The organism is Streptomyces sp. NPDC058741 (genome assembly GCF_042746715.1).
Classification (GTDB): Bacteria; Actinomycetota; Actinomycetes; order Streptomycetales; family Streptomycetaceae; genus Streptomyces.
The window spans coordinates 1-24196 of the sequence record NZ_JBHYQH010000012.1 but is presented as its reverse complement, the minus strand read 5'-3'; the positions used below and the strand labels follow the sequence as shown (position 1 = coordinate 24196).

Annotated in this window: 22 protein-coding genes, 1 rRNA gene, 1 pseudogene and 1 riboswitch; of the genes and pseudogenes, 6 read left to right on the top strand and 18 right to left on the bottom strand. The window is 71.2% G+C overall.

All coding sequences use genetic code 11. The annotated features are described in order from the left end of the window. Positions 1-32 precede the first annotated feature (32 nt). On the top strand, positions 33-719 hold the full coding sequence (locus ACFW6P_RS12540; RefSeq protein ID WP_386356064.1) for a pyridoxamine 5'-phosphate oxidase family protein: 687 nt from the start codon (positions 33-35) through the stop codon (positions 717-719). A 1-nt stretch (position 720) separates the two neighbouring features. Here the strand turns inward: ACFW6P_RS12540 and ACFW6P_RS12535 are convergent, their stop codons facing one another. The 4 genes from ACFW6P_RS12535 to ACFW6P_RS12520 all read right to left on the bottom strand — a co-directional run bounded on the left by ACFW6P_RS12535 (position 721) and on the right by ACFW6P_RS12520 (position 3791). Then, a complete protein-coding gene (locus ACFW6P_RS12535; protein WP_386423627.1) occupies positions 721-1674 on the bottom strand; it encodes a DMT family transporter in 954 nt (317 codons plus the stop codon). A 228-nt stretch (positions 1675-1902) separates the two neighbouring features. Then, the gene (locus tag ACFW6P_RS12530; protein WP_386356126.1) at positions 1903-2907 is read right to left on the bottom strand and encodes a DMT family transporter; all 1005 of its coding nucleotides are present in this window, start codon (positions 2905-2907) and stop codon (positions 1903-1905) included. 72 nt (positions 2908-2979) lie between these two features. After that, the gene (locus ACFW6P_RS12525) at positions 2980-3117 is read right to left on the bottom strand and encodes a hypothetical protein (protein WP_386356069.1); all 138 of its coding nucleotides are present in this window, start codon (positions 3115-3117) and stop codon (positions 2980-2982) included. Positions 3118-3161: 44 nt separating this feature from the next. Next, entirely contained in the window at positions 3162-3791 is a 630-nt protein-coding gene (locus ACFW6P_RS12520; protein ID WP_386356072.1) for a PadR family transcriptional regulator, read from the bottom strand. A 175-nt stretch (positions 3792-3966) separates the two neighbouring features. Between ACFW6P_RS12520 and ACFW6P_RS12515 the strand changes: the two genes are divergently transcribed. Next, on the top strand, positions 3967-4785 hold the full coding sequence (locus ACFW6P_RS12515) for a PhzF family phenazine biosynthesis protein (protein WP_386356075.1): 819 nt from the start codon (positions 3967-3969) through the stop codon (positions 4783-4785). A gap of 72 nt (positions 4786-4857) precedes the next feature. On the opposite strand, the gene ACFW6P_RS12510 is transcribed toward ACFW6P_RS12515, so the two are convergent. Then, positions 4858-5658, bottom strand: a complete 801-nt coding sequence (locus ACFW6P_RS12510; protein WP_386356078.1) for a CPBP family intramembrane glutamic endopeptidase — start codon at positions 5656-5658, stop codon at positions 4858-4860. 67 nt (positions 5659-5725) lie between these two features. After that, positions 5726-7246 carry a glutamate-cysteine ligase family protein gene (locus ACFW6P_RS12505; protein WP_386356081.1) on the bottom strand — a complete coding sequence of 507 codons (1521 nt, stop codon included), beginning with the start codon at positions 7244-7246 and terminating at the stop codon, positions 5726-5728. A 550-nt stretch (positions 7247-7796) separates the two neighbouring features. Between ACFW6P_RS12505 and ACFW6P_RS12500 the strand changes: the two genes are divergently transcribed. The 3 genes and pseudogenes from ACFW6P_RS12500 to ACFW6P_RS12490 all read left to right on the top strand — a co-directional run. Beyond that, positions 7797-8381: a hypothetical protein gene (locus tag ACFW6P_RS12500; RefSeq protein WP_386423625.1), complete on the top strand. Its 585-nt coding sequence runs from the start codon at positions 7797-7799 to the stop codon at positions 8379-8381. A 399-nt stretch (positions 8382-8780) separates the two neighbouring features. Beyond that, positions 8781-8987, top strand: a complete 207-nt coding sequence (locus tag ACFW6P_RS12495; protein WP_386356087.1) for a DUF5999 family protein — start codon at positions 8781-8783, stop codon at positions 8985-8987. Positions 8988-9254: 267 nt separating this feature from the next. Next, positions 9255-9784 (top strand): annotated as a pseudogene (locus tag ACFW6P_RS12490) (transposase); the annotation flags it as partial. Between the two features lie 104 nt (positions 9785-9888). Here ACFW6P_RS12490 and gcvP read toward each other — a convergent pair. Next, positions 9889-12774, bottom strand: coding sequence for an aminomethyl-transferring glycine dehydrogenase (gene gcvP / locus ACFW6P_RS12485; RefSeq protein ID WP_386423623.1), 2886 nt, complete (start codon positions 12772-12774; stop codon positions 9889-9891). A 176-nt stretch (positions 12775-12950) separates the two neighbouring features. Beyond that, positions 12951-13046, bottom strand: a riboswitch (glycine riboswitch). Positions 13047-13158: 112 nt separating this feature from the next. On the opposite strand from gcvP, the gene ACFW6P_RS12480 reads away from it, so the two are divergent. After that, complete coding sequence (locus tag ACFW6P_RS12480; RefSeq protein ID WP_386356093.1) at positions 13159-13536, top strand: PRC-barrel domain-containing protein; 378 nt, start codon at positions 13159-13161, stop codon at positions 13534-13536. Here the strand turns inward: ACFW6P_RS12480 and ACFW6P_RS12475 are convergent. From ACFW6P_RS12475 to rrf, 11 genes are all read right to left on the bottom strand, one after another. Next, positions 13452-15020, bottom strand: a complete 1569-nt coding sequence (locus ACFW6P_RS12475) for a DNA polymerase IV (RefSeq protein WP_386423622.1) — start codon at positions 15018-15020, stop codon at positions 13452-13454. The genes ACFW6P_RS12480 and ACFW6P_RS12475 overlap by 85 nt on opposite strands. Positions 15021-15156: 136 nt before the next feature. Beyond that, positions 15157-15843, bottom strand: a complete 687-nt coding sequence (locus ACFW6P_RS12470; protein ID WP_386423620.1) for a MerR family transcriptional regulator — start codon at positions 15841-15843, stop codon at positions 15157-15159. Positions 15844-16138: 295 nt separating this feature from the next. Then, the gene (locus tag ACFW6P_RS12465; protein ID WP_386356101.1) at positions 16139-16612 is read right to left on the bottom strand and encodes a bifunctional nuclease family protein; all 474 of its coding nucleotides are present in this window, start codon (positions 16610-16612) and stop codon (positions 16139-16141) included. An 85-nt stretch (positions 16613-16697) separates the two neighbouring features. Further along, positions 16698-17432, bottom strand: a complete 735-nt coding sequence (locus tag ACFW6P_RS12460; RefSeq protein ID WP_386423618.1) for a MerR family transcriptional regulator — start codon at positions 17430-17432, stop codon at positions 16698-16700. A 54-nt stretch (positions 17433-17486) separates the two neighbouring features. Next, positions 17487-18437: an FHA domain-containing protein gene (locus ACFW6P_RS12455; RefSeq protein ID WP_386423616.1), complete on the bottom strand. Its 951-nt coding sequence runs from the start codon at positions 18435-18437 to the stop codon at positions 17487-17489. Between the two features lie 61 nt (positions 18438-18498). Next, positions 18499-19428, bottom strand: a complete 930-nt coding sequence (locus tag ACFW6P_RS12450; protein ID WP_386423614.1) for a DUF881 domain-containing protein — start codon at positions 19426-19428, stop codon at positions 18499-18501. Positions 19429-19433: 5 nt separating this feature from the next. Then, positions 19434-19766: a small basic family protein gene (locus ACFW6P_RS12445; protein ID WP_006134295.1), complete on the bottom strand. Its 333-nt coding sequence runs from the start codon at positions 19764-19766 to the stop codon at positions 19434-19436. Continuing rightward, entirely contained in the window at positions 19763-20677 is a 915-nt protein-coding gene (locus ACFW6P_RS12440) for a DUF881 domain-containing protein (protein ID WP_386423612.1), read from the bottom strand. Before ACFW6P_RS12440 ends, ACFW6P_RS12445 begins: the two co-directional genes overlap by 4 nt. Positions 20678-20775: 98 nt before the next feature. Next, the gene (locus ACFW6P_RS12435) at positions 20776-23271 is read right to left on the bottom strand and encodes a sugar phosphate nucleotidyltransferase (protein WP_386356116.1); all 2496 of its coding nucleotides are present in this window, start codon (positions 23269-23271) and stop codon (positions 20776-20778) included. Positions 23272-23385: 114 nt separating this feature from the next. After that, positions 23386-23994, bottom strand: coding sequence for a CDP-alcohol phosphatidyltransferase family protein (locus ACFW6P_RS12430; protein WP_386356119.1), 609 nt, complete (start codon positions 23992-23994; stop codon positions 23386-23388). 107 nt (positions 23995-24101) lie between these two features. Further along, a 5S ribosomal RNA gene (gene rrf / locus ACFW6P_RS12425) occupies positions 24102-24196 on the bottom strand; the annotation flags it as partial.

The window sequence follows — 24196 nt, the reverse complement described above, 5'->3', positions numbered from 1 at the left end:
AACAGTATGCACTAGTGCAAAAAGGAGCGCCCATGCAGGGGAGCACGCGGACGCCGGCCCAGCCGCCCACCGCCTACACGCCGACCGACCGCACCGTCCCCACTCGCTCGGCGAAGCGGGCCTCCTACGACCGGGACCTGGTCCACTCGATACTGGATGAGGCGTACGTCTGCCACCTCGGCTTCGTGCGGGACGGCGCGCCCGTCGTGCTGCCCACGCTGTACGCCCGGGTCGGCGAGCGGCTGTACGTGCACGGCTCGACCGGCTCGCGTCCGCTGCGGGCGGCGGGTCAGGCCGACCCGGGGCTGCCGGTGTGCCTGACCGTCACCCACGTCGACGGCCTGGTCCTGGCCCGCTCGGCCTTCCACCACTCGATCAACTACCGCTCGGTGGTGGTGCACGGCGTCGCCCGCGACGTCACGGACCCCGAGGAGAAACGCCGGGCACTGGACGCCCTGGTGGACCAGGTCGTGCCGGGCCGGTCGGCCGACTCCCGGCCGGCGAACACCAAGGAGCTGGCCGCCACGGCCGTGATCCGCCTGGACCTGGAGGAGGTCTCCGCGAAGCTGCGCACCGGCGGCGTCAACGACGAACCGGAGGACCTCGGTCTCCCCCACTGGGCCGGAGTGGTCCCGGTCCGGAGGACCTACGGCACCCCGGTCCCCGACCCGGCCCTGGCGGCGGACACGGACCTGCCCGGCTACCTGCCCGGCGCCTGACCTACGGGGCCGTCGTCACCGGCACCGGCCGCTCCCCGGGCCTGCGCAGCTCCCCCGCCGCGAGCCCCGCGACCGCCCCCAGCATCAGCAGCGTTCCGGCCACCGTCGCCGGAGTCAGCCGCTCACCGAGCAGGACGACGGCGAGCACGGTCGCACTCACCGGCTCCAGCAGCATGATCACGGAGACGGTGGCCGACCGCACGACGGCCGCGCCCGCGAAGTACAGCCCGTACGCCAGGGCCGTGGGCACGGCGGCGACGTACCCCAGCAGGACCAGCAGCCGCACGGCATCCCCGGTGTGCGGCACCAGCCCCTCCGCCGCGGCGAACGGCAGCAGGCACAGGCTCGTGACGGCGAACGCACCGACGGTGGTCCCGGAGGCGTCGGCCGCGCCGTCCCGCCCCCACCGCCGGGTGAGCAGCGTCATCAGGCTGTACCCGGCCGCCGACACCAGCGCGAGCAGCACGCCCCAGGGCCGTGCGGCCGTGTCCCCGCCGCCGAGGACGAGGACCCCCAGCCCGGTGAGCGCGCCCATGACGGCCACGGCGCCGCCGCGTCCGAGCCGCTCGGCCAGGAGCAGCCGGGCCCCGAGCGCGATGAGCACGGGCCCCGCGCCCAGGGTGACGACGGTGGCGACGGCGAGCCCGGTGGCGGAGACGGCGGCGAAGTAGGCCGTCTGGAAGACCGCGAGGCCCAGGCCGGTGACCCCGGCCCTCCGCACCCGACGCCCGAGCGGCTCCCGTCCCACCGCTGCGGCGGACGGCCGCACCAGGCGCACGGCGAGCAGCAGCACCAGACCGGCGGCGCACCGCCAGAAGGACAGGGCGACGGGCCCCATGTCACTGGCCCGGTAGACCAGGGAGGCGGCCGCGCCCGCGGTGCCCCACGCGACACCGGCGACGATCAGATAGAGCAGGCCTCGCCCGACGGGCAGGCCGAGGGAAGTGTTCGACACGGGTTCTCTCCGCAGACGCGCACGACGCGCGCGCCGGTGGAACCGGGGCGGGTGCGCGGAAGTTCGGGAAGGGCCCCGGATCGGAGGTGATCAGCGGGGTCCGCGGGCTTCGTCTGCGGGCAGCACCGACCGGCCCGGGGGCAAGAGCACCGGGCGCGGGGGCCGGAGGGCCCGCCTCAGGCGGCCGGAGGCGGGAGAACGAGCGCGTCGGAAGGCATGATCGGCACCTTAGGCCGCCGTTCCCCGCTGGGACAACTCCCTTTCCGGTCCCCCCCTCGCCACCGGGTCGCCGGAGCCCTTCCCGGGCGTCGAGGACTGCGCGATGAACGCGCCGACCAGCACGACCACGCCCCCGGCGATCTGCGGCGCCGACAGGTGCTCGCCGAGCAGGACCCAGGCCAGGACGGTGGCGATGACCGCTTCGAGGCAGGCCACGACCCCGGCGACCTGAGGGGAGAGCCGGCGCACGGCGACGATTCCGGTGACGTACGCGACGACCGTGGCGACGAGGACGATCCAGGCCAGCAGGACGACGGCGGCGACGGGCGTGCCGTCCATGAGCGCGGTGCCCCGGAGCACGGACCAGTCCATGCTCCACGGCCGGGCGACGACCGTGAGCACGGCCGCGCCGACGAGCAGCCCGTAGGCGATGACGCCGAGCGGGTCGGGCGTCTCCTCGCCGGCGTCACCGCCATGGTCGGACAGCACGAAGTAGCCGACCTGGCAGCAGGCGGCGCCGAGCGCGAGCAGCACCCCGAGGGCGTCGAAACCCAGCCCCGACCACACCTCGACGACGCAGGCCAGCCCGCCGACCGCGAGAGCGACCCCGACCGCCGCCGCGCGCGTCACCGGCCGGCGCTGCACGAAGCGCACCCAGCCCAGCACCAGTGCGGGCGCCAGGTACTCGATGAGCAGCGCCACCCCGACCGGGATGCGCGAGAGCGCGGCGAAGTAGCAGGCCTGGACCCCGGCGACGGCCAGCAGACCGAACCCGGCGAGCAGTCCGGGACGGCGGCGCGGCAGCGCCCGGTGGCGCACGGCGAGCGGCAGCATCACCAGGGCCGCCCCGGCCACCCGCAGCCACACCACGTGCAGCGGGTCGAGGCCCGCCTCGATCAGCGGCTTGGCCGCGACACCGGATCCGCCGAAGGCGACCGCGGAGACCAGTGCGAGGCCCAGCCCCACACCCCTGCCGCGCCCGCTCGGACTGCTGTCAGACATAGGCACCGGCACATGATGACAGGCCATGACAGGAGCGTCACCCCCCATGACACCTGTCTCACTGCCCGGACGGCGCCGGACCGGTCAGTGCGCGGTCTCGCCGCCTCCGGCGCATCCCGAGGGCCGGGCGGTCTGATCGTCCAGCCGGGCGCGCACCTCGTGCGGGTCGATTCCGGCGCGCTGGAGGACCTCGACCGCGCGGGCCTGCGGGTCGACCGGCACCCAGGGGCGCCCCGGATCGCTCCGGGGGCGCCCCTGGGTGCCGGTCAGTCCTCGTCGGCGAGGATCAGGTACAGCTTCTTGCGCGCTTCGTTGATGACGACGAGCGCCTTCTCGCGCTGCTCCTTGCTGCCGGTCTTCCAGACCTGGCCGAAGGCCTCCATCAGACCGAAGCCGGCCTGGCGGATCTCGCCCAGGGCCTCCCAGTCGACGCCGCGGGAGGCCTCCTCCCAGGGCGCCTCGGGCCCCTCAGCGGCGGCGGTCCGGCCCGCCTCGGTGAGCGAGAACAGCTTCTTGCCGCCCTCGGACTCGCTGACGATCAGGCCCTCGTCCTCCAGCAGCTGGAGCGTGGGGTACACCGAGCCGGGGCTGGGCTTCCAGGCGCCGCCGCTGCGCTCGGCGATCTCCTGGATCATCTCGTAACCGTGCATCGGGCGGTCCTTCAGCAGGGCCAGGATCGAGGCCCGCACGTCACCGCGCCGCGCCCTTCCCCTCGGCCCGCCGCGCCCTCGGCCACCCCAGGGGCCGGACCCGAAGCCCGGGCCGCCGGGCCCTCCCCAGCCGGGGCCACCGGGGCCGCCCGGGCCGAAGGGGCCGAAGGCGGCACGCAGGCTCTCGAAACCGCCCCGGCCGTGCCGCGGTCCGCCGTGTCCGTGTTCGAAACCGTGGCTGCGCATCGCCACCACTCTCCATTCCGTGATCTGTCGTCGATAACTCAACGATATATCGGAAGAGCGGGTCCGACAAGGCCCTGCCGACTGCCGCGCGCTGTGGCCCGGCCCGGCGATCCGGGCCAGGACTCGCCGATCGACCTTTAAGTCCCCGGCTTCGCGGTGCCTCTAGCGTCGGGGCATGCGGATCCGAATCGTCGACACCTTCACCGATCGCCCCTTCTCCGGAAACCCGGCGGGAGTCCTGCTCCTGCCCGACACGGACGCCTTCCCGGACGACACCTGGCTGCGCGACGTCGCCATCGAGGTCAACCACGCCGAGACGGCCTTCGCCCACCCCCTCCCCGAGGGCGGCGAGGCCGACTGGGCGTTGCGCTGGTTCACCCCCGTCACCGAAGTCGCGATGTGCGGCCACGCGACCCTGGCCACGGCCCACGTCCTGCGCCACACCGGCGCTCACGAGGGCCCGGTGCGGTTCGCCACCCTCAGCGGCGTCCTCGTCGCGACGGGGCGGGACGACGGCTCCCTGACGCTGGACTTCCCCACGGCCCCGCTCACCCCGGTCGATCCGCCCGGCGGCCTCGCCCACGCCCTGGGCGCCGAGCCGCTCACCGTCCGCTACACCGGGCCCCAGGTCGGCGACCTGCTCGTGGAGGTGGCCGACGAGAGGACGGTGCACGGCCTCCGCCCCGACTTCAGGGCCCTCGCCGCCCACTCCGACCGCGGCGTCATCGCCACGGCCCGCGCGCAGGATCCGTCCCGGGGTTACGACTTCGTCTCGCGCTGCTTCTTCCCGAACGTCGGAATCGACGAGGACCCGGTGACGGGCAGCGCCCACACCGCGCTCGCCCCGTTCTGGTCCGAGCGCCTGGGACGCGCCGTCCTCACCGGCCTCCAGGCCTCGCCCCGCTCCGGCCGCGTCCGCACGGAGCTGCGCGGGGACCGCACCCTGCTGTCCGGCAGGGCGGTCACCGTCATCGACGGCGAGCTGCTCGCCTGAGGCATACGGACGGCAGCCGGACGAAGGGGCGTACGGCACCGTCGTACGCCCCCGGTGCGGTGCTCCGGCGCGTCACGCCGTCGGCAGCCAGCCCACCTTGCCCGCCAGGAGCCCGTATCCCACGAACGCCCCGATGTCGAGCAGCGAGTGGGCCACCACCAGGGGGCCGACGCGGCCCCAGCGGCGGTAGAGCCAGACGAAGACGACGCCCATCACCAGGTTGCCGACGAAGCCGCCGATGCCCTGGTAGAGGTGGTAGGAGCCGCGCAGCACGGAGCTGCCCGCCAGCGCGGCCGTCGGGCTCCAGCCCAGCTGGCCGAGGCGGCGCAGCAGGTAGCCGACGACGATGACCTCCTCCAGCACCGCGTTCTGGATCGCGGAGAGGATCAGCACGGGGTACTTCCACCACACCTCCGGCAGCGCCTCGGGCACCACCGTGAGGTTGAAGCCGAGGCCGCGGGCCGCCAGGTAGAAGGCGATGCCGGTGCTGCCGACGACCGCGGCGATCGCCGCGCCGCGGCCGAGGTCGGGCCAGGGGCGGGTGCGGTCGAAGCCGATCGTGCGCAGGCTCGCGCCCTCGCGCAGCAGGAAGTGCGCGACGAGGGCGACGGGCACGAGGGCCGTGGTGATCCCGAAGAGCTGCCAGGCCAGGTCGAGCCAGGGCCGGCCGGGCGCGGCCGAGGCGTTCATCGTGGCCGCCTGGTCCTTGAGCCCGCCCGGTCTGGTGACCGAGCCGATGAAGCTGATCAGCGCGGATACTCCGCTCGCCCCGAGCGACAGCGCGAGGACGAGCAGTGTCTCGTCGCGGAGCATCCGCCGTGAGAGCCCCTGCTGGGGAATGGAATCGCCCACCGGGCTCGCCTCCGCCTGCACACCTGCCTCCTCTTCACCGGCCTGTCGGATCAGTATGGCGGCAGCGTGGCACTGGCCCGCGGGCGCGTCAGCTGAGCGGCGGCAGCGGCTCCGTCGGTCCCACCGGCCAGGTGTGCACCGGGTCCCCCTTGTGCATCAGCGTGCGGTAGCGCCGGGTCGTGGCGGCCAGGGCCTCCTCGCGGGAGAGTCCGGTGTCGAGGGCCTGGTGGAAGGTCGCGACCTGCCAGCTCGCCCCGTTCACCCGGCGCCGGCAGCGTTCCTCGATCACGCCCAGGTACAGGTCGCGGTCGGCCGGCTCGATGCCCCAGGCGTCCAGCCCCGCCTCGGCGAGCGGCAGCAGCTCGTCGCGGACCAGGCTGACCGCGTCGACCTCGGCGGTGCCGCTGAACCGGCCGCGCCGGGGCCAGGTGAAGCGGGCGTCGATGCCGTCCTTGCACGCGGCGTCGAAGTTGGCGGCGGCCGCCTCGAACGGCAGCCGGGTCCACACCGGCCGGCTCTCCTCGGCCAGGGCGCGGACGAGTCCGTAGTAGAACGCCGCGTTGGCGACGACGTCGAGCACGGTGGGCCCGGCGGGCAGGACGCGGTTCTCCACGCGCAGGTGCGGGACGCCGTCGGCGACGCCGTACACCGGGCGGTTCCAGCGGTAGATCGTGCCGTTGTGCAGGACGAGTTCCGCGAGGGAGGGGGTGCCGCCCCGGTCGATCACCTCCAGTGGGTCCTCGCCGTCGCAGATCGGCAGCAGGGCCGGGTAGTAGCGCAGGTTCTCCTCGAAGAGGTCGTACGCCGAGTCCACCCAGCGCTCGCCGAACCAGGTGCGCGGGCGGACGCCCTGGGCCTGCAGTTCGGGCGGGCGGGTGTCGGTGGACTGCTGGAAGAGCGGGGGCCTCGACTCGCGCCAGAGCTCGCGGCCGAACAGGAAGGGCGAGTTGGCGCCGACGGCGATCTGCGCGGCGGCGACCGCCTGGGCCGCGTTCCACACGTCGGCGAACCGGCCCGGGGTGACCTGCAGGTGCAGTTGCACGGAGGTGCAGGCGGCCTCCGGGACGATGGACTTCGAGGTGCAGCTCAAGTGCTCCACGCCCTCGATGTCGAGGGTGAACTCCTCGCCGCGGGCGGCCACGATCTGGTCGTTGAGGAGGGTGTAGCGGTCGACGTCCGAGAGGTTCGACGAGACCAGGTCGTCACGGTCGAGGGTCGGCAGAATGCCGATCATCACGATTCCCGCGTCGACCTCTCCGGCTTTTCGGTCAGCATATGCCAGTGACGTACGGAGTTCCTCGGCGAGCCGGTCGAATACCCGGCCCCCCAGCCGGTGTGGCGGAATGTTCACTTCCAGGTTGAACATGGCGAGTTCTGTTTGGAAATCGCGACTCGCGATGCGTTCGAGGACTTGCCCGTTCAACATTTTCGGCATGCCGTCGGAGCCTGCGAGATTCAATTCGATCTCCAGGCCCATGAGGTTCTTCGGGCGGTCGAACCGCTTCTCCGCCAGGAGTCGCTCCAAGCCCGTCAGACACTGACGCAGCTTGTCGCGGTAGCGCTGGCGATCGGACAGGTCGAACCCGCCTGCCACGACCTTCTCGCCCATGGAAGCGTCCCTCCTCGGATGGTGCCGGCCGAAGACCCGGTGGCCGGGTCCCGGTCAGGTGGAGGATGCCCAGGGAAAGCGATCGATAACGTCCCCGGACGGGCCTGTCCGCCGCTACGCTGGTCTCGTGTGACCGATGGCACATTCATCCGGCATGACGCGTGGCTCCGCTATCGAACCCGGCGAACTCGTGAAAAACGCCGACGAGAATAGGCCGACCGGTCCGCGGACATCCACCGAGGTCATCGCCGCGACCCACCGTCCGGAATCGGGATGACATTCGCGTATCACCGACCGAATATACTCTTGTTCTACTCACCGGAAACAGCTAGCGGAAACACAGTCTGAACCCGTGTCGTATAAACTCCGCGAGAAGGCAGCAGGTTGGCGCCCACGGTCGATGGGTCCGGCCGCCGACGCGACGTTCGGTGGACCCCGCCCCCCTCTCGTTCAGACCCCGGTCCCCGCCCCGCTGCCTCCCTTCGCGAGCTGACAGCGCCGTCCGCCCCGCCCTCGCGCCACCGTGCCTTCGAATGAGAGGCGACCCACCATGCCGCTGCACGTCCCCCAGGCTCCCGCGCCCGCACTTCGTTCCGTCCTGACCGCGCTCTCCTCCCCCACCGCGGTGCGCGAGGCCCGAACTCCCTCCCTGCTGCGCGCACAGGGGCCCACCACACCCGAGCTCCCGCTGCCGGTGCACCTCCTCGACCAGGTCACGCCCGAGGGGGTGGCGGCGACGCACCTGGCCGGGTGGCGTTTCGTGATCCGCAGCGGGGAGCGCGCCGTGGCCGCGGCGGACACCATGCTCACGCCCGACGGCTGGGCCTTCTCCCACTTCTTCGAGGGGCCGTACATCCCCTCCACCGAACGCGCCCTGCGCCTGGCCGAGACGATGCCGCAGGCGTACCAGCCCCGGCTGCTGTCGGTGCCGGGCCTGTACATGCTGACGCTCTGGCTCCACGAGGACTGCACCGCGGACGGCGGCACCGGCCATCCCGCCGCCACCGACCTGCTCGTCCCGCTGGCCCCGGCGCCTCCCGGCATCGCGTCCCACCGTCCGCACCGCGTCGCCGAACTGCTCCCGGTGCTGACCCACCGGGCGACCCCGACCCGGCTGCTCGACTCCCCCGCCTGACACAGCGGGCCACCCTCGTTCACGGATCCCGTCGCCGCCAGCCGGCAGGCGGGATCCGCCCATTTCCGCCCGGCGACCGCTCTTACGAGCACCGAACGGCTCGCACGAGCCTCGAACCGCCGCCGACCCGACCGGACTAGCCCCATCCGGCCACTGCGAACCACCCGAAGGGACAGTGCAGTTGGGATGAACCGCCCGCGCGGGTGATGCGTCATGAACCTGTGAGAAGCGGTGCTGCGAAATCCCTGCGGAACGACGCCCGTGGGGCAACACTGGGTTCCGACGACTTATCACACGGGGGCGGCCATGAACGACACTTCCAGCCGCGGAACACACACGACGACCGACTCGACCAGCCCGGTCACCTAGTCCATCACGACAGAGCGAAAGATCCCACCCATGTGCCAGCACCAGACACCGTGTCCGTCCGCCGACTCCGCCGACCGGGACTCCGCCCGCCTCGTGGCGCACCATCCGGAGCAGGGGTGGAGCCTGCTGTGCAACGGCGTGGTGCTCTTCGAGGACACCGGTGAGCTCCTGCCGGACGGCCGGGTCATCGCCCCGCACCGTCCGCTCGCGGGCAGCCAGGTGATGACGGCCGCCTGACGGCCGCCGGGCGGGCCGGGACCCCGCCCGCAGACATGAGGGGCCGGAGGCACACACTGCGCACCGGCCCCGACGCGTTTTCGGCGACCGTCACCGTGGACCATGAGCGACGGAACACGATTCAGCGCAGGCCACCGGACCGTACCGGTTCGACTGCGTCACGGCCGGCGACTTCGTGTCCATCGCCGGGCTCCGGTATGCGGAGCTGCCCTGCGATCCCGCCGTTGTGTTTCGGAGTCCTGCAAGAGGGCCGCCGGCCTCGGGGCCGTCTTCGACGCACTCGAAGAGCAGACCGTCGTCGTCCCCGGCACCGGAACCCTCGACATCGTCATCCCGCCCCTGACCGTCTCACTCGCGGCCGTCCACGAACAACGCCGGGCCCTGGAAACCCAGAGCAACGAACCGCTGGAGGCTCACCCTCTTTCCCAGGTCCTGACCTCGATGCCCGGCATCGGCGTCAGGACCGCCGCGGTTCTCCTGGTCACCGTCGGCGGCGGCAGCTCTTTCCCGAGCGCCGCCCACCTGGCCTCCTACGTCGGCCTCGCATCGGCGACCAAGTCGTCCGGGACCTCGATCCACGGCGAACACGCCCCCAGAACCGGGAACCGGCGGCTCAAACGCGCGATGTTCCTGTCCGCGTTCACCGCGCTCCACGCCCCGCCTCGCGCACCTACTACGACACGTGCCGAGCCCGCGGCGAGACCCACACCCAGGTCCTCCTCCGCCTCGCCCGCCACCGCGTCAGCGTCCTGTTCGCCATGCTCAGCGACGGAACTTTCCGCGAACCCCGCACGCCCGACGACGTCGAACCCGGGGCTCCGTGCCGACTCAACAGGCACCCCCCGCACGACGGAGAGGGGCCCCGCGTCGCGGAGCCCCTCGCTGTGACCAGCTCGGTCGATCAGTCCTCGTACGCGTCCAGCGGCGGGCACGAGCAGACCAGGTTCCGGTCGCCGAAGGCCTGGTCGATGCGGCGCACCGGCGGCCAGTACTTGTCGGCGACGGAGACGCCGGCCGGGAAGACGGCCTCCTCACGGCTGTAGGCGTGCTCCCACTCCCCCGCGAGCGCGCCCGCGGTGTGCGGGGCGCCGCGCAGCGGGTTGTCCTCGGCGGGCCACTCGCCGGAGCCGACCTTCTCGATCTCCGCGCGGATGGCGATCATCGCCTCGCAGAACCGGTCGAGCTCGGTCAGGTCCTCGGACTCGGTCGGCTCGATCATCAGCGTGCCGGCCACCGGGAACGACATCGTCGGCGCGTGGAAGCCGTAGTCGATCAGCCGCTTGGCGACGTCGTCGACGCTCACGCCGGTCGCCTTGGTCAGCGGGCGCAGGTCGATGATGCACTCGTGCGCGACGAGGCCGCCGGGGCCGGTGTAGAGCACGGGGTAGTGCGGCTCCAGGCGCTTGGCGATGTAGTTGGCGCTCAGCACGGCCACCTGGGTGGCACGCTTCAGCCCTTCACTGCCCATGAGCCGGACGTACGCCCAGGAGATGGGCAGGATGCCCGCGGAGCCCCAGGGCGCCGCGGAGATGGGACCCACGCCCGTCTCCGGCCCGGCCTCGGGCTGCAGCGGGTGGTTCGGCAGGTACGGCGCGAGGTGCTCGCGCACCGCCACCGGGCCGACGCCCGGGCCGCCGCCGCCGTGCGGGATGCAGAAGGTCTTGTGCAGGTTCAGGTGCGAGACGTCACCGCCGAAGTGACCCGGCTTGGCGAGCCCCACGAGCGCGTTGAGGTTGGCGCCGTCGACGTAGACCTGGCCGCCCGCCTCGTGCACCTGCGCGCAGATCTCGGAGACGTGCTCCTCGAACACGCCGTGCGTGGACGGGTAGGTGATCATCAGCACGGCGAGCTGGTCCCGGTGCTGCTCGATCTTCGCCCGCAGGTCGTCGACGTCGATCTCGCCGTCGTCGGCGGTCTTCACGACGACGACCTTCATGCCGGCCATCACGGCGCTGGCGGCGTTGGTGCCGTGCGCGGAGGACGGGATGAGGCACACGGTCCGCTGCTCGTCGCCGTTGGCCCGGTGGTAGCCGCGCACGGCGAGGAGACCGGCCAGCTCGCCCTGCGACCCGGCGTTCGGCTGGAGGGAGACCTTGTCGTAGCCGGTGACCTCGGCGAGGCGGTCCTCCAGCTCACGGATGAGCGTGAGGTAGCCGGCCGCCTGCTCGGCGGGCGCGAAGGGGTGCAGTTGCCCGAACTCGGGCCAGGTGACCGGCTCCATCTCCGTGGTCGCGTTGAGCTTCATGGTGCAGGAGCCCAGCGGGATCATGCCGCGGTCGAGTGCGTAGTCGCGGTCGGCCAGCCGGCGCAGGTAGCGCAGCATGGCCGTCTCGGAACGGTACTGGTGGAAGACAGGGTGGGTCAGGTACTCGTCGGTGCGCAGCAGAGCGGCCGGGAGGCCGTCCTCGGCGGCCGCGTCCAGCGCCTCGACGACGCCCTCGACGCCGAAGGCGGCCCACACGGCCCGCAGCTGGGCCCGGGTGGTGGTCTCGTCGCAGGCGATCGAGACGTGGTCGGCGTCGACCAGGCGCAGGTTGACCCCGTTGTCCCGGGCCGCGGCCACGATCTCGGCGGCCCGGCCCGCGACGCGCACGGTCAGGGTGTCGAAGTAGGAGCCGTGCACGACCTCGACCCCGCCGCCGGCGAGCCCGGCGGCGAGGACCGTGGCGTAGCGGTGGGTGCGCCGCGCGATGCCCTTGAGGCCCTCCGGCCCGTGGTACACGGCGTACATGCCGGCCATGACGGCGAGCAGCACCTGCGCGGTGCAGATGTTGCTGGTCGCCTTCTCGCGGCGGATGTGCTGCTCACGCGTCTGCAGGGCGAGCCGGTAGGCCTTGTTGCCGTCGGCGTCCACGGAGACGCCCACGAGTCGCCCGGGCAGGCTCCGCGCCATCTTCTCCTGGACCGCCAGGTAGCCCGCGTGCGGACCGCCGAAGCCCATCGGCACACCGAACCGCTGCGTCGTCCCGACGGCGATGTCCGCGCCGAGCTCACCGGGCGACTTCAGCAGCGTCAGGGCGAGCAGGTCGGCGGCGACGGTGACGAGCGCGCCGAACTCGTGCGCCTGGTCGATGACGGGCTTGATGTCGCGGACGGCCCCGGAGGCGCCCGGGTACTGGATCAGCACGCCGTTGATCTCACGCTCGGCGATCTCCGCCGGAATGCCGTCGCCGAGGTCGGCGACGACGACCTCCACACCGGTCGGCTCGGCCCGCGTCCGGATCACGGCGATGGTCTGCGGCAGCGCGTCCGCGTCGACCAGGAACAGACCCTTCTTGTTCTTGCCCATGCGCCGCGACAGCGCCATGGCCTCGGCGGCGGCGGTGCCCTCGTCGAGCAGGGAGGCGCCGGACGTCGGCAGTCCGGTGAGGTCGGCGACCACGGTCTGGAAGTTCAGCAGGGCTTCCAGGCGCCCCTGGGAGATCTCCGGCTGGTAGGGCGTGTAGGCCGTGTACCAGGACGGGTTCTCCATGACGTTGCGCAGGATGACGGGCGGGGTGAACGTGCCGTAGTAGCCGAGCCCGATCATGGAGCCGAGGACCTGGTTGCGGTCGGCCAGGGAGCGCAGCTCGTCGAGCACCTCGGCCTCGCTGCGGGCCCCCGGGAGGCCGAGCGCTTCGGCGCTCTTGATCACGGCCGGGACCGCGGCGGCCGTCAGCTCGTCCAGCGAGCCGTAGCCGACCTGCGCGAGCATCTTGGCGCGGGCCTCGTGATCGGGGCCGATGTGGCGCTGCTCGAAGGGGATTGCTTCTTCGAGCTCGGAGAGCGGAATGCGATGGGCGGTCATTGCGGAGGCCTCCTGGTCTGACACGACCTTCGAGGGGCACCACGGCGCGGGTACCCGAACGGCCTCCCCCTCTGTCATCTCGACCTGAGAGCTTCACCGGATCGCCCGAAGGCCTCCGGCTTTCACCGTCGGTGAGAGCGGAAGCCGTCGACACCCGCCCTGCTTTCCAGAGTGACCTCGTCCGTGCGGTACGTGTGCCTGAGAGATTCCGGGGAGGATTTGCTCCTTCGGCGCCTCCGGTGATGTCCGGAGGACTCTCCCGCACGGGGTCAGCGGCCGCTGCCAGCGTACCAGCGAGGGCCCCGCACGGACCTTCGAGTGGCCGCCTCCTCCATTGTGCCGTTTTGTAGGGGATACGGATGAGTGCGACCACGTGGAGGACCCGTGCGTACCGAGATCGATCCGCGCAACCTGATCGGCCGCAAGGCATTCGACCGCAACGGAACCAGGATCGGCACCATCGACGAGGTCTACCTCGACGACGCCACCGGCGAGCCGGAGTGGGCGGCGATACGGACCGGCCTGTTCAGCCGGGACGCGTTCGTCCCCCTGGAGCCCAGCGAACTGATCGACGGCGCCCTGCACGTCCCCTTCGAACGGGCCCTGATCAAGGACGCCCCCGACTTCGGCGTGGGCCGCCACCTCTCCCCCGAGCAGGAGCTCCAGCTCTACCACCACTACGGCCTCGACGTCGCCGCCCCTCCCCCGCTCCCGGACCGTGACTTCGGCAGGCTGGCGGACCGGGACGAAACGACGACCTGAGCCCTGTGGCCGCCCCCGGCCGGACCGCGGACGTCTACGGCGAGGGCGCCGGACGACAGGTCCCCGCCCACCCCGGAAGACGGACCCGGCGCCTCGTCCCGCGCCGCCTCCGCCCCCGCGGAGCCGGCGGCGCCGCCCTCCCCGGGTCTTCGTAACACCAGCGGCAGCGGATCCGCCGGCTCCAGCGCCGGGTCGTCGACCCGGAAGGTCCGCACCCGCCCGGGCCGCGAGCCGGGCGTCTCGAACCGGACGGTGACCCTCCCCAGGCCACTCCCCTGCACCCACCCGTGCCCGAACTCGTCGTGCCGCACATCGTGCCCGGAGGGCCAGCGCCGCTCGGCGAGGGCCGGCTGCTCCCCGGCCGGCTCCACGGCGTGTTCCTCGACGGGCCCCGCGGCGACGCTACGCTCCCCCGCCGCCTGCGCGAACAGGTCCTCCTGCGTGTAGTCGGCGAGGCCGCTGACGCCCACGCCGAGCAGCCGCACCCCGCCCGTCGTGTCCACCGAGTCCAGCAGCCGGGCGGCCGCCTCACGGATCACCGCGGGGTCGTCGGTCGGTCCGCGCAGGGTCTCGGAGCGGGTGAGCGTCGAGAAGTCGTAGCGCCGCACCTTCAGCACGATGGTCCGCCCCGACAGCCCCGCCCCGCGCAGCCTGCGCACGCACCGGTCGGCGAGCCGCTGCACCTCCAGCCCGACCCGCAGCCGGTCATGGATGTCCACGTCGTAGGTGTCCTCGACCGACACGGACTTCGCCTCGCGCTCCGCCACCACGGGCCGGTCGTCCCGCGCCAGCGCCATGGCGTACAGCCCGTGCCCGTGCGCCTTCCCCAGCAGTCGCACCAGCTCGTCCTCGCCCGCCTCGACGATCTCCTCGACCGTGGTGATCCCGGCCCGCCGCAGATGGTCGCCCGTCGCCGGGCCGACGCCCGGCAGCGTCCGCACCGACATCGGCCCGAGCATCGCCCGCTCGGTCCCCGGCTCGATCACCACCAGCCCGTCGGGTTTGGCCTGCTCCGAGGCGATCTTGGCGAGCATCTTGGACGCGGCCAGCCCCACCGACCCCGTGAGCCCCGTGGCCTCCCGTATGTCCGCGCGCAGCCGCACCCCGACCCGTCGCGCCGACGCCTCGTCCCAGGCCTCTCCCCCGGCCTCCAGGTCCACGAACGCCTCGTCCAGGCTCAAGGGCTCCACCAGGGGCGACAGCGCCCGCAACAGCTCCATCACCCGCTCGCTGATCGACTTGTAGAGCTGGAAGCGCGGCACCAGGTACGCGGCATGGGGGGCGAGCCGCCGGGCCTGGCCCACGGGCATCGCCGAGTGCACTCCGAACACCCGCGCCTCGTACGACGCCGTGGCCACCACACCCCGTGGTCCGAGGCCCCCCACGACCACGGCCTTCCCGCGCAGACTCGGTTTGGACGCCTGCTCCACCGAGGCGAAGAAGGCATCCATGTCGAGATGCAGGATCGTGGGCGCGGTTCTCACGACTCCGATGCTGCCCTACGCCACTGACAACGTCCCGGCGGCCACCCCGACCGCTCCCGCTCACCCCGTCCGGAGAGCCCCGCGCACCCCGACGAGGAAACGTCCCTGCGGCCGGGCACACCGCCCGGGCCCCGCCTCAGACGGCCCGGTTCCGCCGCCGCGCGAGCTCGTCCGCCGGGTTGGGCCCGACCAGAGTCTCGCCGGTGTCGATCCGCTCCCCGTGCAGCTGCGACAACGCGCTCTCCACGTCCCGCCACACCACGCCCACGGCGATCCCGAACACCCCCTGGCCCCCTTGGAGCAGGGCGTGGACCTCGTCCGGCGACGTGCACTCGTGGACCGTTGCGCCGTCGCTCATCAACGTCATCCGCTCCAGGTCGCTGAACCCGCGCTCCCGAAGGTGCTGGACGGCCGTGCGGATGTTCTGCAGCGACACCCCGGTGTCGAGGAACCGCTTGACGATCTTCAGGACGACGACGTCGCGGAAGCTGTAGAGCCGCTGCGTCCCCGATCCGTAGGCGGGGCGCACGCTCGGCTCGACGAGCCCGGTGCGGGCCCAGTAGTCCAGCTGGCGGTACGTGATGCCGGCGGCCGCACACGCCGTGGGGCCGCGATAGCCGATCTGCTCGGACGCCATGGACGTCGTCCCTCCGCTGCTCGGCACCGCCGTGGGTCGCTGCGGAGCGTGATCGGCCGCACCGTCGGGCCGGGCACATCCTCCCCCGCTCGAGCGGAGCCGTGAGCCGGTGGGAGGGTACGGACCGCTCGCCCTGAGACTGCGCTCGGGGCCACCCCCAGCCGTACCGCCGCCGCTGCTTCTCACGCCGACCTCCGTCCTTGACCTGCCTTCTCGACGGTAGGCAGTCACCAGGGGTGCGTCAACGATCGCCACACTCGCCACGCCGGGTGATAATCACCCTAAGAGTGGTTTCCCGTGCCCCACCGCGGGGAAAGGCTAGCCGAATGCGTTCGGCGTGGGCCGTGAGACGCTTTCACTCACCTCCGGCACCTGCCCCCCTCCGCACGCAAGGAGGGCCCGCCGCGGACCGCCTCGTCCGCCGAGCCGCCCCCGGGCGTCACCGACCTGCGCCTCCTACGCCGTCCGGTCCGGCCGGAGCTCACTGGCTGCTGGAGCCGAAGTCCTCCGGGGAGATCTGGTCGAGGAACTCACGGAACTTCTCCACCTCGTCCTCCTGCTCGTCCGGGATCGCGATACCGGCGTCGTCGAGCACCGTGTCACTGCCGTAGATCGGCGTCCCGGTGCGCAGGGCGAGCGCTATGGCGTCGGACGGGCGGGCGCTCACCTCGGCACCGCTGGCGAAGACCAGTTCCGCGTAGAAGACGCCCTCCCGCAGGTCAGTGATGCGCACTTCCGTGAGCTCCTGGCCCACGGCCTCCAGCACGTCCTTGAACAGGTCGTGGGTCAGCGGCCGCGCGGGAGCCATGCCCTGCTGGGCGAAGGCGATCGCCGTCGCCTCCCCCGGTCCGATCCAGATCGGGAGGTAGCGGTCGCCTCCCACTTCACGCAGCAGCACGATCGGTTGGTTGGAGGGCATTTCCACCCGGACACCTACGACATCGAGCTCGTTCACACAGCAACCCTAGGCCGTGCTCGGGACGTTTGGGTAGTCGAGCAGGGATCGGGCGCCTGATCCGGCCCCTCTCGCCCCGCTCCCCTCAGGGCAGACGCACTCCCAGCGCCGTCTGCACCAGCGCCGCGTGGAGCTTCAGCGTCAGCCCCGCCAGCTCCTTCGCGCGGTCCTGCGCATGCGCCCTGGTCTGCGGGTTCCGGTGCCGCTTCAGCGGGGCCACCACCTGGTCCACCAGACCGGCCTCACGGTCGGCGGCGGCCTTCACCATCCGCAGATGACGCGGCTCGATCCCGAACCGCCCCAGCTCGGTGACCAGCGCCGCCACGGTGACCACACTGGCGTCGAACGCCCCGTCCTCCAGAGGAGTGACGAGCCCGTACGACTCCCACTCCGCGAGCTCGGCCTCCCCGACGCCGGCTGCGGCCAGCAGCTGCGCACGACCGATCCTGGCGGCCACGGGACCCTCGGAGGGCTCGGCGACGGCCTCCCCGTCGCGCTGACGGGCCACAGCGGGCAGCGGGGCCGCCTCACCGCGCTCCATGGCCTCCAGATGCTCCCGGATCACCTTCAGCGGCAGGTAGTGGTCCCGCTGCATCCGCAGGACGTGACCGAGCCGCTCGACGTCGTGCGCGCTGAACTTGCGGTACCCCGAGGGAGTCCGCTGCGGCTCGATGAGCCCTTCCGACTCCAGGAATCGGATCTTGGAGATGGTCACTTCGGGGAACTCGTCGCGCAGCACGTTGAGCACGGTGCCGATGCTCATCAGCCTGTCCGTGGCGGCGGTGCCGTGTCCGGCACCGCCGCTCGGTGTTCGCAGCATGGACCTTCCCTGACGGATGGACCTTCGCCGGGGCCTGTCCGGACGGAATCCGGGTCAGTAACCCCGCTGGCTCGCGTGGAAGACCAGCCGGTACTTGCCGATCTGGACCTCGTCGCCGTTGTTCAGGGCGACCTGGTCGATCCGCTCGCGGTTCACGTACGTGCCGTTCAGGCTGCCCACGTCGGCCACCGTGAACGAACCGTCCTGACCGCGGCGGAACTCCACGTGCCGCCGGGAGACCGTCACGTCGTCCAGGAAGATGTCGCTCTGCGGATGACGCCCGGCCGTGGTCAGGTCGCCGTCCAGCAGGAAGCGGCTGCCGGAGTTCGGCCCGCGGCGCACCACCAGGAGCGCGGAGCCCAGCGGGAGCGCGTCCACGGCGGCCTGCGCCTCGGGGGACAGCGTCGGCATCGGCGTCTGGCCGGTGGTCTCGCTGTCGTAGGCCTCGAGACCGGAGATGGAGATCGTGGAGGTCGTCTCGGACGGACGCTCCGGGGTCGCCCCCGGACGCAGCGGCGCGCCGCAGTTGGAGCAGAAGCGGCTGTTCTCCGCGTTGCGGTTACCGCACCTCGTACACACCAGAGCCGACATCGGATCCTCCTGCGGCGGCTGCCCACCAGGGGCATGGGACGCGTACGGGTCGGAGAGCCCACCCGCACCCGAGGCTGACGGTTGACCGAAAGCTATGCCGCCGGGCTGTGCAGGGTCAACCGACGGTGCGCCCTGACCTCCGGAGACGTCACCACCGGGGCCTCCGACCTGGTCGCGGAAGAGCGGCCGCTGGCCTTCCGCGTCAGGCTGTGCGCGATGACGAGCGGTGGCGTTGTCGCCGCCCTCTCGCGCGCTCTTGCCGAACAACTTCGCAAACAACTTCACGGGCGATTCCCCTTGACCGAAACAGACCCGCCCGTGGGGCAGGACGAACCCTGACTGAACACTCTGGCGGACCCGGACATCCTGACAACGTCCGTCTGCACCAGACAGTTTCCACCACGCACCACCCATTCGGTGCGCCGACCCCCCGCAACCTCATGCCCTCGCCGGACGTCGCCCATGCACCCCCCGCTCACTGCGAGGACGACCGAGCGTAGTCAGGCCGCTTCGCTGCTCGCAAGGCGTCCACGACGATCTTGGTCGACCGCTCGATCACCACGCTGGCGTGTTCCTTCTCGAGAGTCTGCACCACGCCTCCGGGGATGTTGAGCGCCGGCTCGAGGTCCTGCGGCTGGCCGATGACCTTGAAACGGTAGGGCGCGTTGATCTTGTTCCCGTCGACGCTCACGCCTTTGCCCGGGTCCGTGAGATAGGTGCCGGCGACCACCCGCACGCCGTTCACCTGGATCGCTTCGGCGCCCGCCGCCCGCAGCTCCTGGATCGCGTCGAGCAGCATGTCCGACTCGACCGTCCCCTTCGTGTCCTCGATCGTCATGGTGATGCCGGGCCCCTGCGCGGCCACCGTGCCCGCCAGGATGCCGAGTTGCCTCTCCTTCTCGATCGTCTGCCTCCGAGCCTCCTCGGCCTGGTCCGAGCTGTTCTCCAGCTCGTCGCGCTGCTTCTCCAGACCTTGCTTCTCGTCCTCAAGACGTTGAGTACGGTCATCCAGTTCATCGAGGATGCGAACAAGATCTTCCTGCCGCGCCCCGCGCAGGGCACTGTCGCTGTCGCTGTTCGACGCCACCTGCACCGCCAGCCCGAACCCGAGGCCGAACAGCAGTAGCGCGACGATGAGTTGGGCCCGGGTGACCCGCGGCGGCCACAGCCCCTGCGCCAGCCGCTGCCGCCCGGTCAGCCGCGGCTCGGACGTCGCCTCCGGTTCCGTTTCCGGCTCCGGCGCGTGCGCTTGGCCGGGGACGGCCTGGGCGGCGGGCACCGCCCTGGCCGGCACCTCCTGGGGCAGTTCCCTGCGCAGCCCGTTCCCGGACTGGCCGCTGGCGTCGCGCCGGCCGGCACGGATGTCGCCCTGCTCGCCGGCCCGCCGGTCGTCGTGTTCGCTCATCGGCCTCACGCCCGGAACACATGGCGGCGGATCGCCGCGGCGTTGGAGAAGATCCGGATACCGAGCACGACCACCACGCCCGTCGACAGCTGGGCACCCACACCCAGCTTGTCGCCCAGGAACACGATCAGTGCGGCCACGACCACGTTCGACAGGAACGACACCACGAACACCTTGTCGTCGAAGATGCCGTCGAGCATGGCCCGCAGCCCTCCGAAGACGGCGTCCAGGGCCGCCACGACGGCGATCGGCAGATACGGCTCGACCACCGCCGGAACCTCGGGCCGGACCAACAGGCCGGCCACCACTCCCACGATGAGGCCCAGTACAGCGATCACGATGTGCCCTTCTCGCTCTTCTCAGTGCTCGGCTGTGCTGTACGTACGATCAGGCTCGGAGCAGCAGGCAGCCGGAGGTCGTCCTCCGCGGATATGCCCGTCCTGATGCCGTAGCTCTCCCGCAGCGCGTCGAGATACAGCCCGTCCGCGCTGTTCTGGAACCGCGCGCTCAGCCGCGGCCCGTCCCCCACCGCGAGCACCGTGTACGGCGGCACCAGCGGCTTGTTGTCGACCAGTATCGCGTCTCCGGCGGCCCTGATCGCGGACAGCGCGGTCAGCCGCTGCCCGTTGATGGAGATCGCCTCGGCGCCCGACTCCCACAGCCCGTTGACCACACGCTGCATGTCCCGGTCACGCACCCGGCCGGTGTCGGAGAATCCCGAGCTGCCGCGCGGATCGCCGTCACCGCCCGTGCCGGCTTCCCTGGCGTCGTTCACCACGAGCTTCACCCCCGGCCCGTGCACCGCGACGGAACCGGACGAGATCCCCACCAGCTCGGACTCCGCGCTGCCCCCGCTGTGCTTCAGCGCCTCGCGCTGCCGCGCGCCGACATCCGCGCGCAGGTCGTCCACGGAGTCCTCCAGCCGGTCCGCCGCCTCGGACTCCTGGTCGATCCGGTCGACCAGCTCTTCCCGCTCCTTGGCCACCACCGGAGCCGAGACCCGGGCCTGGGCGGCTCCGACGGTCACGACGAGGGCCGCGAGCACCAGGCCGGCCGCCAGCCCCAACTTCGCGCGGAGGGTCTTCGGCAGGCCACCGTCGCCCGCGGCCTTCTTCCGTTCTGCGGCCTCGGCGTAACCGTCGTCGAGGCTGTGGTCCATGACGTTGGTGATCAACGACATGGACGCGTCCGGGCGCCGGGGCCGCGCGGGAGTGCTCCGAATGGGGGGTTGCTGCGGCATGCCGCACATCGTCGCACGTCGCGAGCACCACCTCCGAACGGGCCCTCCGGCGTGCCGGACAGGCCCCGTTGGGGACACTTGTCCGGCACGCGCGCGTGCGGCCCGTTCTAGCGGCCGGCGCTGTCCACGACCGCCGACCACTCGTCGAGCAGGGCCTGCGCGGAGGCGTCGTCCGGCCCCTCGGCCCACAGGTGGGTGACGGCCTCGGCCGGGTCGGGCAGAACCATCACCCAGCGGCCGTCGGTCTCCACCACCCGCACACCGTCCGTGGTGTCCACGGAGCGGTCTCCGGCCTCTTCGACGACCCGCCGCATCACGAGCCCCTTGACGGCCCACGGGGTCGCCAGGTCCCGCTTGAGGACGTGCGCCCGCGGGATCCGCGCGTCGATCTGGCTGAGGGTGAGCTGCGTCCGCGCCACCAGCCCGATCAACCGGACGAACGCCGCGGTGGCGTCGTACACGCTGCTGAACTCGGGGACGATGAAGCCGCCCTTGCCGTCACCGCCGAAGATCGTCCCTTCCTGGCCGCCGACCCGCGTGAGGTCGTCCGGCGAGGTGGTCGTCCACTCGACCTGGGTCCCGTGGTACGCCGCCACCTGCTCGGCGATCCGGGTGGTGGTCACCGGGAGGGCGACCCGGCCGCTGCGCCGCTCGGCGGCGACGAGGTCCAGCATGACCAGAAGCGCCCGGTCGTCCTCGATGATCCGGCCCTTCTCGTCGACGAGCGACAGCCGCTCACCGACGGGGTCGAACCGCACGCCGAACGCGGCCCCCGAGGACGCCACGATCTCGCCGAGCCGCACCATCCCCGACCGGCGCATGTCGCCCGTCTCCGTCGGCCTCGACTCGTCGAGACCGGGGTTGATGGTCAGCGAGTCGACCCCGAGCTTTCCGAGCAGGCTCGGCAGCACGAGACCGGCGCTGCCGTTCGAGGCGTCGACGACCACCTTGAGCCCGGACTCCGCGATCCCGGTCGTGTCGACGTTCCGCAGCAGCGACCCGGTGTACGAGTCGAAGACACTGGCCGGGAAGTGCAGGTCACCGATCTCGCCGGGGAAGGCACGCCGGTACTCCTGCCGCGCGAACACCCGGTCGAGCTTGCGCTGGCTGCCCTGCGAGAGGTCGGCGCCCTGTCCGTCGAAGAACATGATGTCGACGGAGTCCGGCACCCCGGGTGAGGTACGGATCATGATGCCGCCCGCACTGCCTCGCGCGGTCTGCTGCCGGGCCACCGGCAGCGGCACGTTCTCCAGGTCCCGGACGTCGATGGCGCTGGCCTGCAGCGCCGAGATCACCGCCCGCTTCAGCGCACGGGCACCACGCGAGTGGTCGCGGGCCGTGGTGACGGTCGAGCCCTTCTTCAGGGTCGTCGCGTACGCACCCGCCAGACGCACGGCGAGTTCCGGCGTGATCTCCACGTTCAGGATCCCGGACACGCCGCGGGCGCCGAAGAGGTGCGCCTGGCCCCTGGATTCCCAGATCACCGAGGTGTTGACGAAGGCACCGGCCTCGATGGTCTTGAACGGGTAGACCCGCACATTGCCCTGGACGATCGATTCTTCACCGATCAGGCACTCATCACCGATGACCGCCCCGTCCTCGATCCGGGCCGCACGCATGATGTCGGTGTTCTTGCCGACCACGCAGCCGCGCAGATTGCTGTGCGGCCCCACGTAGACGTTGTCGTGGACGACGGCCTTGTGCAGAAACGCACCGCTCTTGACCACGACATTGGAGCCCACCACGGTGTGCTCGCGGATCTCGGCGCCGGCCTCGACCTTGGCGTAGTCACCGATGTAGGCGGGCCCGCGCAGGACGGCGTCGGGGTGCACCTCGGCTCCCTCGGCGACCCACACGCCCGGCGAGATCTCGAATCCGTCGATGTCGACGTCGACCTTGCCTTCGAGTACGTCGGCCTGGGCCTTCACATAGCTCTCGTGGGTGCCGACGTCCTCCCAGTAGCCCTCGGCCACATAGCCGTAGATCGGCTTGCCTTCCTTCATCAGCTGCGGGAAGACGTCGCCGGACCAGTCGACGGGCACGTCCGGGTCGACGTAGTCGAAGACCTCGGGCTCCATCACGTAGATGCCGGTGTTCACCGTGTCGGAGAAGACCTGGCCCCAGGTGGGCTTCTCCAGGAAGCGCTCCACCTTTCCTTCTTCGTCGACGATGGTGATGCCGAATTCCAGGGGGTTGGGCACACGTGTCAGGCAGACCGTGACCAGAGCGCCCTTCTCCTTGTGGAAATTGATCAGCTCGGTGAGGTCGAAATCCGTCAGAGCGTCGCCGGAGATGACGAGGAAGGCGTCGTCCTTCAACGCCTCTTCCGCGTTCTTCACGCTTCCGGCGGTACCGAGTGGCTTCTCCTCGTTGGCATAGGTGAGCTCCATCCCGAGCTCTTCGCCGTCACCGAAGTAGTTCTTGACGAGCGAGGCCAGGAACTGGACGGTCACGACTGTTTCGTTGAGCCCATGCCTTTTGAGCAGCCGCAGCACGTGCTCCATGATCGGGCGGTTGGCCACAGGCAGGAGCGGCTTGGGCATGCTTGAGGTCATGGGACGAAGGCGCGTGCCTTCGCCTCCGGCCATCACTACGGCCTTCATGTCGGAAGCGTCCTCCTCAAAGAGACGACGGTCTAGCCGACTTCCCCGCGAAGATTGTCCCGCACTTTGAGACATCGGGCCATCGCAGCGCGCAGGCCGGGGCAATCCCCGAGTTCAATCGGCCATGGCGTCCGCACGGACCAGGCGGCGGACTTGGACCACGTAGAGGACTCCTGCCCACCAGTACAGGGTTGTACCCCATCCGGCGAACGCCCATCCGAAAATAGCAGCCAGTGACGAGATCCAACCACTTCCGTCACTGAGCAGAAGCAACGGGAAGGCATACATCAGGTTGAAGGTGGCGGCCTTGCCCAGGAAGTTCACCTGCGGCGGCGGATAACCGTGCCGGCGGAGGATGCCCACCATCACCAGCAGAACCAGTTCCCGGGCCAGAAGTACGGCGGTCAACCACAGAGGCAGAATCTCGCGCCAGGTGAGCCCGACCAGGGTCGAAAGAATGTAGAGCCGGTCGGCCGCGGGGTCGAGAAGCCGGCCGAGGCTGCTGATCTGGTTCCAGCGCCGGGCGAGCTTGCCGTCCAGGTAGTCGGTGACGCCGCTCAGGGCCAGTACCAGGAGAGCCCAGCCGTCACTCCTGGGCCCACCGAACTCAGGCCGCAGGATCAGCCACAGGAAGAGAGGCACGCCGAGGAGACGAGCCATGCTCAGGATGTTCGGGATGGTGAGCACACGGTCCGTCTGGACGCGAGTCTCCTGAACCTCCACCCGGGTGCCTCCTGGGGGAAACGTACGAACAATGCTCACTGACCTTACCGCAACGCAAAAAAGCTCTGGCTCTCGGGCTGTGCCCAAGAGCCAGAGCTCTAAGAGGAGTTCGGCGGCGTCCTACTCTCCCACAGGGTCCCCCCTGCAGTACCATCGGCGCTGTAAGGCTTAGCTTCCGGGTTCGGAATGTAACCGGGCGTTT

Excerpts from the sequence above, each read along its gene's own strand:
- ACFW6P_RS12540 (WP_386356064.1), top strand. The coding sequence starts at position 33 with ATGCAGGGGAGCACGCGGACGCCGGCCCAGCCGCCCACCGCCTACACG.
- ACFW6P_RS12520 (WP_386356072.1), bottom strand. The coding sequence starts at position 3,791 with ATGCGCAGCCACGGTTTCGAACACGGACACGGCGGACCGCGGCACGGC.
- ACFW6P_RS12515 (WP_386356075.1), top strand. The coding sequence starts at position 3,967 with ATGCGGATCCGAATCGTCGACACCTTCACCGATCGCCCCTTCTCCGGA.
- ACFW6P_RS12505 (WP_386356081.1), bottom strand. The coding sequence starts at position 7,246 with ATGGGCGAGAAGGTCGTGGCAGGCGGGTTCGACCTGTCCGATCGCCAG.
- ACFW6P_RS12500 (WP_386423625.1), top strand. The coding sequence starts at position 7,797 with ATGCCGCTGCACGTCCCCCAGGCTCCCGCGCCCGCACTTCGTTCCGTC.
- ACFW6P_RS12495 (WP_386356087.1), top strand. The coding sequence starts at position 8,781 with ATGTGCCAGCACCAGACACCGTGTCCGTCCGCCGACTCCGCCGACCGG.
- gcvP (WP_386423623.1), bottom strand. The coding sequence starts at position 12,774 with ATGACCGCCCATCGCATTCCGCTCTCCGAGCTCGAAGAAGCAATCCCC.
- ACFW6P_RS12460 (WP_386423618.1), bottom strand. The coding sequence starts at position 17,432 with ATGCTGCGAACACCGAGCGGCGGTGCCGGACACGGCACCGCCGCCACG.
- ACFW6P_RS12455 (WP_386423616.1), bottom strand. The coding sequence starts at position 18,437 with ATGGGTGGTGCGTGGTGGAAACTGTCTGGTGCAGACGGACGTTGTCAG.
- ACFW6P_RS12450 (WP_386423614.1), bottom strand. The coding sequence starts at position 19,428 with ATGAGCGAACACGACGACCGGCGGGCCGGCGAGCAGGGCGACATCCGT.
- ACFW6P_RS12440 (WP_386423612.1), bottom strand. The coding sequence starts at position 20,677 with ATGTGCGGCATGCCGCAGCAACCCCCCATTCGGAGCACTCCCGCGCGG.
- ACFW6P_RS12435 (WP_386356116.1), bottom strand. The coding sequence starts at position 23,271 with ATGAAGGCCGTAGTGATGGCCGGAGGCGAAGGCACGCGCCTTCGTCCC.